Origin of the sequence: Altericroceibacterium xinjiangense, assembly GCF_003958635.1 — a bacterium.
GTDB classification, from domain to species: Bacteria; Pseudomonadota; Alphaproteobacteria; order Sphingomonadales; family Sphingomonadaceae; genus Altericroceibacterium_A; species Altericroceibacterium_A xinjiangense.
Genome location: NZ_RSEK01000031.1, coordinates 1 through 8,835 on the forward strand (window position 1 = coordinate 1; position 8,835 = coordinate 8,835).

The following is an 8,835-nucleotide window of genomic DNA, read 5'->3' on the forward strand; positions in this document are numbered from 1 at the left end:
GCGCTGCGTCCGCCGCAATCAGACTGCGCGCTGATACGAGAACCTCGGCGTGCAATTCGTTCAGAGTGTTGAACTCGGTACGCCTCCGACAACGGCCGCCTTGTCGGGGGACTGACAGACCGGTCTTAAGCGCCCTCTTGCGAGCGAACTTAGGAGCGATCGATGGGGCAGATCACGGTGTTTTCAGGGCCGGAGCGGCGGCGGCGCTGGAGTGTGACCGGCCCCCACTGCGTGGTCCGCATTGGTTGTTAGTGCACGATTGCCCTGAGGGTCCCCCGGTTTCGTGTCCGGGCTTGATGTGAGCCTCCGGCCTTCATCTGCCGGGGTTAACCCCGGCAGATGAAGCAAATTCAGCTGGTGTCAGCCAGCCCAAGGAGGTGTGAGGACGGCACTCGTTATACTCCCGCCTCCACGCCTCAATCTTGCTCCTGGCATCAGCCAGAGACAAGAACCAATGGGTGTTCAGACGTTCGTCGCGGAAGCGGCCATTGAAAGATTCCACGAAGGCGTTGTCGGTGGGCTTGCCTGGTCGCGAAAAATCCAGCGTGACGCCGTTTTCATAGGCCCAGCGATCCAACGCTTTCGAGATGAACTCAGGACCATTGTCCACGCGTATGGTGCGTGGGGCACCGCGGACCGATGCGATCCGGCCCATGGTTTCGACCACCTGCTCACCCTTGATGCCCTGGTCGACATCGATCGCCAGGGCCTCTCGGGTGTACGCATCGACAACGGTCAGGGCGCGCAGGCGCCGGCCGTCAAACAAGGCATCCGAGACGAAGTCCATCGACCACATCTCGTTCGGAGCCAGTGCAGCCGGCTGCCTTTCTCGCCGGGCCGCGCTGACATGCCGACGCGGCCGTTTGAGCCGTAAACTCAGACCGTCTTCCCGGTACAATCGGTAAACCCGCTTGTGGTTCACGGCCCATCCTTCACGGCGAAGCAGGATGTAGATCCTGAAGTAGCCGTATCGCGTCCGGGTCTGCGCGATGTCCCGGATGCGCATGAGCAGAGGCGTCTGATCGGCTCGAACCAACCGGTATCTTACCGTCCGTCGATCAAAGGTCAGCACGGCGCAGCTGCGCCGCTCGCTGACCGCATGACGCGACTGGACATACCGGACGATCTCGCGCTGCCGAGCAGGCCTCCGACTTTTTTGACAGCACGTCCTGCAGGATGTGCTTGTCCAAGCTCAGGTCCGCCACCAGCTGCTTGAGCTTGCGATTCTCCTCCTCGAGCTGCTTCAAACGACGCAACTCCCCCACGCCAAGGCCACCATACAGCTTCTGCCAGCGGTAGAATGTCTGCTCGGAAATGCCCATTCGGCGGATCACCTCAGCAACCGGCGTACCCGTCTCCGCCTGCTTCAAGGCGTAGGCAATTTGCTCCTCAGTATATCGGCTCTTCTTCACGGCATGCTCCTTCAGCACGAGGATCACATTACCGGAAAACTCCCATCCAAACCGGAGGAAGAAACGGGGGGACGTCACTTGGCTATCCAAGACTCGGATTTTTGCCGAGCAGGTCGTCCGCGCCCGTCACAGCTGCACCAGTCCGTTGCGGCCGAAGGAATCCTTCAGCCGGTAGTGGGGCTCGATCTGATCCGTCCACATGTTGCGACGGCTATACTTTCACAGCGGGTGCGCCGGATGCGGTCCCGATGTTCCCGCCCGATGGCCGCATCCTCCGCGTCCTTCAGCGGCAGCGGGCCTGTCGATTGATCCACCCCGTAATCAACGAAGTTGCGATCATTAGGAGAAGCATCCGGATCGGAGACCACGCAAGCTGGGCCCCGGTTCGCCGTCATGAACAATGTGCAGGGCTCATCTTCAGAGCCGGTCCCGTCGGCCTCGTCGCCGTCTGGCTCCATGTCTGGAGCCTGCGCGGCATCGCGCCTCCAGCCGCTAGACTGTGAATGGCTCGATACGGCTAAGGTTGAGCGCCGAGCATGGCCTGACGTGGCGAATAGCGGATACGGACTAGCCGCGCTGGCGGAGCGCCTTGGAATTACCTTTCGCCATCACGATGCTTTGGAGGACGCACGAGCAGCCGCCCATGTTCTGCTGCATGCTCTTGCGGAAAGCGGCAACACCATCCCTGAATGGCTGGAACGGTGCAGCCGGCGCATCACGCAGCATGACTACCGTCGCACTGGCGATGGGGACGGCCCCTTGGTTGGGCACACCATCTGCTTTACTGGGGCGTTGGCCATGCCTCGGCAAGACGCTGCCGACCTCGCCCATGAACACGGCGCCGCGGTTGGGCCTGGCGTGACCAAGCGCACCACTATGCTCGTCGTCGGGAACCAAGATCTTCGCAAGCTCGCTGGCAGTACGGAGAGCGCGAAGCATCGCAAGGCTGAGGCTCTGATCGGAAAGGGCCAGCCTATACGCATTGTGGCAGAAGCGGACTTCATGGCCTTCTAATGCGAGATACCGTTGGTTTCGAGGCTTCTGCGGAGGGAGACGGCGCAGAAACCAATGTCGCGCCTTTGGACATTGGTTCGCCCCCCCTTCTCCCAGCAGCGGTTCTCGCCGCCCCGTCAGATCTCCGCCGGGAGCCTCCGTCACACCCGCTTGACCGAATCGCCCCGATGTTCTCCAAGTGTTCCGCATGGCAGAGGACTTCCCCCGCATTGTGGCGCACGACGAACTGCGGTTCGAGGTGGGGCTTATCCTGTCACAGGCTCCCCGTTCATTGATCCAGGACTGGGCCAGCACCAACCAGCGCAAGTCCGACATGGCGCGCAACCTGCTGCGGGACACAATTCTAGCCCGCCTCGACCGTTATCAGGTGCGGTCGCCTCCCCCGCTCGTGCCAGTTGGCTTCCGTGTCGAACGCTCGACTGAGCCGAAGGACGAAACGTGACACGCTGCCGTCTCTGCGATGCGAACGATCACGAAGCGCTGGCCGAGGACATGGCGCGCGAAATGTGGGCCAGCCTCGCGACCAACGATCCGCACGCTGAATGGCACCCGTGGGATGAGGCCGGCCACTACTGGCAGCGCGTCATGCGCCAGTATGCAGAGGCGGTTATCCGGACGCTGCGGCGGGAGCAGGGGGTCCGGTTCTCCGAAGGTTAGGTGGGAACAGATACGTGCGAGCAACCAACGTCGGAACAGTCCATTCCTCAGCCATAGGGTAACCTCGTCGGACCTCGCGCCCTCCGACATCCCCTGTTTCGCGCGAGGTCTGATCTTTTTGCAGCGCCGCAGCTACTTCCTCACCGCCTGGGTACCATCCGGATACTGCGGTGGGAGCATGGTCCTGCACCGCGAGCGCTCAGCTAGCGCCGCGGTTATGCCGACAGCGGAACCATTTCGCGCCTGCACACTTATTGCGTAAATCCGCCGTTAATGGCGACTGATCAATGCAGAATATTGTAATGAAGAGCAGCTCAACTGCCACGACTGAACAGATGCGAGATCGCCTGAAGAGCTTGGCTGACGAGCTCGACGCGATGGGCGAACACGTCGCTGCTGCGCATGTTTCGTCGGCTATCGATCATCTGTCCGAAGCGGGGCTCCGGAGTAAACCCACCGTCGATTAAGCCTGGTCCTATGGGCTGTGGTGTCGTTGCATGGCCCCAGGAAAGACGCTCTCCAAGTATTGGTTCATCATCGCATGGCCTTTCACGGTCAGGCGGACGAAATCGAGGCCGATCGGAAACTCGTCGCTCCCTCTGGCGACAAGCCCCTCATTCTGCAGTGCCTTGACCCAGCGACCTCCTGTCGAGGGAGGAACAGTCGCGTCACGACAAAGCTTGTCGAGTGAGACCAGCCGCCCTTCAATCCCAGCGATGTGCAGTTCGAGCAAAATGTCCCAGGCAGGCCCGTCAAAAAAGCTGCTACCAAACAACTCCCGGCGGAACTGCCGTTGCTCCTTCAGCGATCGAGCAGGGGAGGCGGTATCTCGCAAAGCACCCGTGGTCATGTTTGTCACTTCCCCCCTTCGACATCTCGACAGCGTGTCCATGCTACGTATTCCCTAGGCCTAGACTACTCCAAAGAATATCCATTTAGGATGTTTCCTCTGCTGCTGGCATCCTGTCCCCGGGAATATCCTCTCTGGACATGTACGCTGCGGCGGTCGTCCTATCCGCCATGATGGCGTGATGTTGCAAAAGGACGGCATTCCAGGCGGATCGCGAGCGGTCCCGCTACGTAGTAACCGCACCCCTGGTCCGATGCCGGCCGGTCCAATCCTCCCGCTATAGTAGTAAGGTCCACTTATCGGACCTCGCCCCCTAGGATGCAGCATGCGTTATGCGCAGCGATCCACTCCAACGGAAATAATGAATGAATACCAAGCTTGTTACAGGCAGTAATGCAAATTATGTGAGTATTTCGAAAGATTTGCAGAAATTGCAAATGGATGGCCCCTATTCGGCTGAGTCTAATGACCCTCTCGCAGATTTTATGTTAGGGGATCACAGTAAAGTGTTCGCTGCAAATGTTGCGTATAATCGACTGCAGATTCAAACCGAGCAAACGCAGGTTCGTTTAGTGGAGTTGGCTGAGAAACTTGACGACATGGGAGAATGCTTGGCGGCAGTACACGTTTCGATGGCTGCCGAACAGTTGGCTAACCGCGTGTTGAAGTTCGAGGGCTGTCACTGAGTTAAGGCCGCAGCTATCCCGCTCCTGGCGTCCAGTCCCTCAACTGCGCCAGCGAGCCACTATCCGCCGCGCGCCCTGTTGATCTTCTCAGGTGATCCACCTGGACGGATCGAAAAACCCTCGCGTTTTCTGTCCTGATCTGATTCACTGCCTTCGGTGAGGAGGCAATGAGATGACGGGACAGCCCGGGTTCTTTGATCTTTCGGACCGGTACGAGGCATTGAGCGCGGCGGGCGATCCGCTCGAGCGATTGTCTTCGGTGGTGGACTTCGAGGTTTTCCGAGGACCGCTGGTCGCAGCGCTGCGGCGAGGGCCGCGAAGGAAGGGTGGCAGGCCGCCTTATGACCCGGTGCTCATGTTCAAGATACTGGTGCTCCAGGCCCTCTATTCCTTGTCGGACGAAGCCACCGAGTTTCAGATCCGGGATCGGCTCTCGTTCCAGCGGTTCCTCGGGCTCGAGGGCGCGGTGCCGGATGCGACCCCGGTGTGGTTGTTTCGCGAGCGACTGGTGAAAGCCAAGGCGATCGACAAGCTCTTCGCCAGCTTCGATGCGGCGCTGAAGGACCGGGGCTATCTCGCGATGGGCGGGCAGATCATCGATGCGACCGTCGTGCCAGCGCCGAAGCAGCGGAACACCGAAGAGGAGAAGGCCGCAATCAAGGAGGGGTGCATTCCCGAGAGCTGGAAGGACAAACCCGCCAAGGCGCGGCAGAAGGACCGGGATGCCCGCTGGACGCTCAACTACTCCAGGGCAAAGGTGAAGGAGGGCACCGACCCCAGGGCATTCAAGCCGGTCGACCTTGCGATCCCAATGTTCGGTTACAAGAGCCACATTGGCGTCGACCGCACTCACGGCCTGATCCGCACTTGGGATGCGAGCGCGGCCAATGCGCATGACGGCGCGCGCCTGTCAGTGCTGGTGAGCCGGGAGAACACCGCTTCGGGCGTGTGGGCCGATACGGCTTATCGCTCAAAGAAGAACGAGGCGTTTCTGGCCAAGGGGCTGTTCACCAGCCACATCCACCAGAAGAAACCGCTGAAGAAGCCGATGCCTGAGCGGACCGCGCGAGCCAACGCCCGTCGCTCGGCCGTACGCTCGGCCGTCGAGCACGTGTTCGCCGGACAGAAGCACCGCATGGGCTTGTTCATCCGCACCATCGGCATTGACCGTGCCCGGATAAAGATCGGAATGACCAACCTTGCCTACAACTTTCAGCGCCTCGTTTGGCTCGAGAGGAGAAGTGCGCCCGCTTGAGGGCAAAGTGCACCCGGTCGGACCGGAAACGGCCAAAAATTGGGCCGCATAGAAGCAAAATCGGGTCCGCTATGGCCGGAAAGGGTGCGGCCCTCGCGCCCGCCGAGGCACTCGCCGCCTCTCAGGACGAAATCAGACGGTTCTTCGAGGCGCCCAACTCCTTCGAAAATGCCTTAGCGCCCTATGACGGTCGCCTTCTCAAGAGGTTCGGCGTTGGCGATTTCGGCGCGAGCGTTTGCTACTGCCGCTTTATCCGGCAGGTTTCGGGCTGCTCGATCCCACCTCTTTTGCAACCGCCGAACCTCTGCGCAAGGATAGCGAAACGAACGATCGCATTCCGGGCAAACAATGTCAGTCGAACTGTGCGCAAATCCATCCAGCGTTTCAAAGCCCGGATGCGAGAAGTCCCGGTGTTCATGATCGGATTCTCCGACCACCACCTGCATGTTGTCAATGGAAACAGACTCTTAAGGTCATTTGGCCTCACTTCAAACTGAAAGTAGTCGTGTCCCTCACATCCCGATGCTGAGACTCCGATAATCCGCTTCAATCACAAGGAGATTGGAACAGATCATGACGGCAGGAACGGAGACAAGCGGACCTGACGACAAGGTTCAACCCGAGCGCCTCGCCTACAGGCCAAACGATGTTGCGGCGGTGCTCGGCATTGGCCGAAACCGAGTTTCCGAACTTATCAAGAGTGGCGAACTGCAGAGCATTAAGTATGGCCGGACGCGCCTCATTCCCGCAAGGCGATCGAGCGCTTCCTGAACGTCGATCAGGTGGCCTGACCATGGCCGATCTGCAGAACCACGAAGCAGCGAAGATCGCCCGGGCGCTCGGCGCAACCGGCCTCGTGATGGTCACGGGCCGCATCGGTGGCGCCGACCTTCGCGTTTACGGACGGCCTGAACTGAGCGTCTTCAATTGCGATTACGCCGAACAGCAGGCGGACGCGCAAAGGGCGACTGCCCGGGCGCTCGGCTTGGCGATGTTGCACAAGCTGCCAGTGATCATCCGGTTTGAACCGGCTGGTGCGAAATGAGGGAGATCCCGATCCCCCAGGTCCGCCCCGGCAATTGGCGTGGCGCCCTCATCGAACGCCTAGAGCTTGCCGGTTCGATCGTGTGGGCCGTGACGGTGCGCGTCGGCCTCGGCCGAGCTCCAAGGCGCCGCTGGTTCCCTGATCACGCAATGGCGATCAGCCATGCGGCCGATCAACCCGATACGCTTGGCCTCCCCCTGTTGGACCTGAGCGATGGGGCAGGCGATGAGTAAGGCGGACAAGCCAAAGAAGGGGTCCTTCTTCATCGTGGACCGTCCAACGTTCGCGAAGGTGTGCGACCTTGGGGACCCTGACTTGGCCGCCGCCTATCTCGTTCTGGCGGCTGGGACCGGAGCAGACAACCGGACCAGCAGTTGGTCGCGCGAAGCAATCAACCGCCGAACTGCGCTGAACTGGCGTAAGGCGAACGACTGTATCGCAAAACTCGAGAAGCAGGGGCTGGCTGAGTGGATCGGCAACACGAAAGGCACCGGAAACCCCGGATTTATCTGCCCTCCGTCGAGACGCGCCATTCGATGCCGCCTCGGGTCGAGAGGGTCGCCGCACAAATATACGGAGGCATCCATCCCATGGACGGCGCCGAACTAAAGGCGGCCAAGCTGGGCGAAGAGATGGGCTGGCTGCACTATGATGATGGGGCATGGTCCTACATCGACGAACGCCCGCTGCAGCCCGCGTATCTGCCCCTCTCCCTGGTCGGCGACGAGAAGGGGCAACCCACAGGACAGAGCAGTCTCACAGACCGCATCCGCCGGGCTCGTGACGTGCTGGTGTCCCGGTTGCTTGTTGACCTGTACGAGGCGCAAGACCTCGCCGAATTCGGCGGCATCGATCGGGAACTACTGCGCAAGCAGTTCGAGCGGGCGCCAAAGTTCGCGACCGGCGACCTTCAGGTCTTTCACTTTGACAAGCCCCGTCAGTGGATGAGCTGGAAGGATGGAACGTGGCCTCACCTGTCGAAAGGGACGCAATCAGGAGAAGACGGCGCGGCCAAAGACTTCTTTGCAAGGGTGCGCATCCTCGCAGATGCCGGCGCGTTGGAATGGCCTATTATCTTGCCGAAGATGACACGCCGTCTTCGCTTCTGGTCTATCCGGTGGCCGTGGTCCGGCATGGGAAGATCGTCCCTACCGAGCCTGAGACGGCGGTAGGCGCTTACGCGATGCGCGCAGCTTTCGCGCTGTGGGGCCATGTTGGCCTGGTGGATCAATGGGAGGACAGCCAACCGTCCCACTTCCTCCTGCCCGTAGATCGGCTGGCCCAGCAAGCCGCGCTGGTCGGAGTGCCTCGCCTTCGCCCATGCCAAGACGGTGAACGCCAGACGCTGGCGCGCCGACCTGATGGAAACCTGCCGAAAGTGGATCCAGGTATTCCGTGGCACTCTGGCCGAGCACGCCTTGCAGTTGCTCGCCGACGTCGATGCCCGGTTTGCTGACTTCAATGTAGAGTCCAATGAGAGTTCAACGGTACCTCAAAGCGGGATCAACGATTCCTGTTACTCGGGTATGCACGGCTCCGTCCTTCGGACGGGCAACGAAACGTTGCCGGGTGAGCAGACAGATGAAGAGCTGAAAGCCGTTCGCTCCTACGGAAAGGGGCGTGACATGCTAGCACTGAACACCTGCCACGCTTGGACGTTTGCTCATCGTGAAACCGCAATTTCATCTCCGCACCGCCTGCGCCTGGATGGCGAAGGCACCGCCGTTCCCCTCTGTGGCGGACGCGAGTTCTGTCCGGAGCAACGTTGTTCGTTTCCCAGTCGAGCGGACAAGGCCGGCGCAGCGGTCCGGATTCCGGCCGACCTTCTAAAACTACCGCTTATACCAAGACTCGTTGATCACGACCGATGGGCCCACCGGCGCCTACCGATGGACATGATGCGCCAGGGCTGGTCG

General features: G+C 60.6%; 14 protein-coding genes. 12 read left to right on the forward strand and 2 right to left on the reverse strand.

Annotated elements, in window-relative coordinates; all coding sequences use genetic code 11:
* Positions 1–313: 313 nt before the first annotated feature.
* A protein-coding gene (locus ELY13_RS14155) for an IS3 family transposase (RefSeq protein ID WP_420897433.1) occupies positions 314–1,412 on the reverse strand; the annotation gives its coding sequence in 2 pieces (ribosomal slippage) (positions 314–1,151 and positions 1,150–1,412; 1,101 coding nt in all).
* A gap of 798 nt (positions 1,413–2,210) precedes the next feature.
* Between ELY13_RS14155 and ELY13_RS15730 the strand changes: the two genes are divergently transcribed.
* The 4 genes from ELY13_RS15730 (at position 2,211) to ELY13_RS15105 (ending at position 3,550) form a co-directional block, all read left to right on the forward strand.
* Positions 2,211–2,426, forward strand: a complete 216-nt coding sequence (locus ELY13_RS15730) for a BRCT domain-containing protein (protein ID WP_420897434.1) — start codon at positions 2,211–2,213, stop codon at positions 2,424–2,426.
* Positions 2,427–2,613: 187 nt separating this feature from the next.
* Positions 2,614–2,868, forward strand: coding sequence for a hypothetical protein (locus tag ELY13_RS14165; protein WP_126174553.1), 255 nt, complete (start codon positions 2,614–2,616; stop codon positions 2,866–2,868).
* Positions 2,865–3,083 (forward strand): hypothetical protein, encoded by a 219-nt coding sequence (locus ELY13_RS14170; RefSeq protein WP_126174554.1) that lies wholly within the window; start codon positions 2,865–2,867, stop codon positions 3,081–3,083. Before ELY13_RS14165 ends, ELY13_RS14170 begins: the two co-directional genes overlap by 4 nt.
* 287 nt (positions 3,084–3,370) lie before the next feature.
* A complete protein-coding gene (locus ELY13_RS15105; protein ID WP_164549834.1) occupies positions 3,371–3,550 on the forward strand; it encodes a hypothetical protein in 180 nt (59 codons plus the stop codon).
* Between the two features lie 8 nt (positions 3,551–3,558).
* On the opposite strand, the gene ELY13_RS14175 is transcribed toward ELY13_RS15105, so the two are convergent.
* A complete protein-coding gene (locus tag ELY13_RS14175; RefSeq protein ID WP_126174555.1) occupies positions 3,559–3,975 on the reverse strand; it encodes a hypothetical protein in 417 nt (138 codons plus the stop codon).
* Positions 3,976–4,298: 323 nt separating this feature from the next.
* On the opposite strand from ELY13_RS14175, the gene ELY13_RS14180 reads away from it, so the two are divergent.
* From ELY13_RS14180 to ELY13_RS14215, 8 genes are all read left to right on the forward strand, one after another.
* Positions 4,299–4,619, forward strand: coding sequence for a hypothetical protein (locus ELY13_RS14180; RefSeq protein ID WP_126174556.1), 321 nt, complete (start codon positions 4,299–4,301; stop codon positions 4,617–4,619).
* A gap of 172 nt (positions 4,620–4,791) precedes the next feature.
* Positions 4,792–5,874: an IS5 family transposase gene (locus ELY13_RS14185; protein WP_126174557.1), complete on the forward strand. Its 1,083-nt coding sequence runs from the start codon at positions 4,792–4,794 to the stop codon at positions 5,872–5,874.
* Positions 5,875–5,945: 71 nt separating this feature from the next.
* On the forward strand, positions 5,946–6,371 hold the full coding sequence (locus tag ELY13_RS14190; RefSeq protein WP_126174558.1) for a hypothetical protein: 426 nt from the start codon (positions 5,946–5,948) through the stop codon (positions 6,369–6,371).
* Positions 6,372–6,447: 76 nt separating this feature from the next.
* Entirely contained in the window at positions 6,448–6,645 is a 198-nt protein-coding gene (locus ELY13_RS15735) for a helix-turn-helix domain-containing protein (protein WP_420897435.1), read from the forward strand.
* A 22-nt stretch (positions 6,646–6,667) separates the two neighbouring features.
* Positions 6,668–6,919, forward strand: coding sequence for a hypothetical protein (locus tag ELY13_RS14200; protein ID WP_126174559.1), 252 nt, complete (start codon positions 6,668–6,670; stop codon positions 6,917–6,919).
* Complete coding sequence (locus tag ELY13_RS14205) at positions 6,916–7,152, forward strand: hypothetical protein (RefSeq protein WP_126174560.1); 237 nt, start codon at positions 6,916–6,918, stop codon at positions 7,150–7,152. The genes ELY13_RS14200 and ELY13_RS14205 overlap by 4 nt, the downstream gene beginning before the upstream one ends.
* Before the next feature lie 357 nt (positions 7,153–7,509).
* The gene (locus tag ELY13_RS14210; protein WP_126174561.1) at positions 7,510–8,091 is read left to right on the forward strand and encodes a hypothetical protein; all 582 of its coding nucleotides are present in this window, start codon (positions 7,510–7,512) and stop codon (positions 8,089–8,091) included.
* Between the two features lie 159 nt (positions 8,092–8,250).
* The coding region (locus ELY13_RS14215; protein WP_206436083.1) for a hypothetical protein at positions 8,251–8,835 on the forward strand (585 nt) is incomplete at its 3' end.

Coding starts and splice junctions, on each gene's coding strand:
- ELY13_RS14210 (WP_126174561.1), top strand. CDS start 7,510: ATGGACGGCGCCGAACTAAAGGCGGCCAAGCTGGGCGAAGAGATGGGC.
- ELY13_RS15730 (WP_420897434.1), top strand. CDS start 2,211: ATGCCTCGGCAAGACGCTGCCGACCTCGCCCATGAACACGGCGCCGCG.
- ELY13_RS14175 (WP_126174555.1), bottom strand. CDS start 3,975: ATGGACACGCTGTCGAGATGTCGAAGGGGGGAAGTGACAAACATGACC.
- ELY13_RS14180 (WP_126174556.1), top strand. CDS start 4,299: ATGAATACCAAGCTTGTTACAGGCAGTAATGCAAATTATGTGAGTATT.
- ELY13_RS15735 (WP_420897435.1), top strand. CDS start 6,448: ATGACGGCAGGAACGGAGACAAGCGGACCTGACGACAAGGTTCAACCC.
- ELY13_RS14200 (WP_126174559.1), top strand. CDS start 6,668: ATGGCCGATCTGCAGAACCACGAAGCAGCGAAGATCGCCCGGGCGCTC.
- ELY13_RS14165 (WP_126174553.1), top strand. CDS start 2,614: ATGGCAGAGGACTTCCCCCGCATTGTGGCGCACGACGAACTGCGGTTC.
- ELY13_RS14190 (WP_126174558.1), top strand. CDS start 5,946: ATGGCCGGAAAGGGTGCGGCCCTCGCGCCCGCCGAGGCACTCGCCGCC.
- ELY13_RS15105 (WP_164549834.1), top strand. CDS start 3,371: ATGCAGAATATTGTAATGAAGAGCAGCTCAACTGCCACGACTGAACAG.
- ELY13_RS14185 (WP_126174557.1), top strand. CDS start 4,792: ATGACGGGACAGCCCGGGTTCTTTGATCTTTCGGACCGGTACGAGGCA.
- ELY13_RS14205 (WP_126174560.1), top strand. CDS start 6,916: ATGAGGGAGATCCCGATCCCCCAGGTCCGCCCCGGCAATTGGCGTGGC.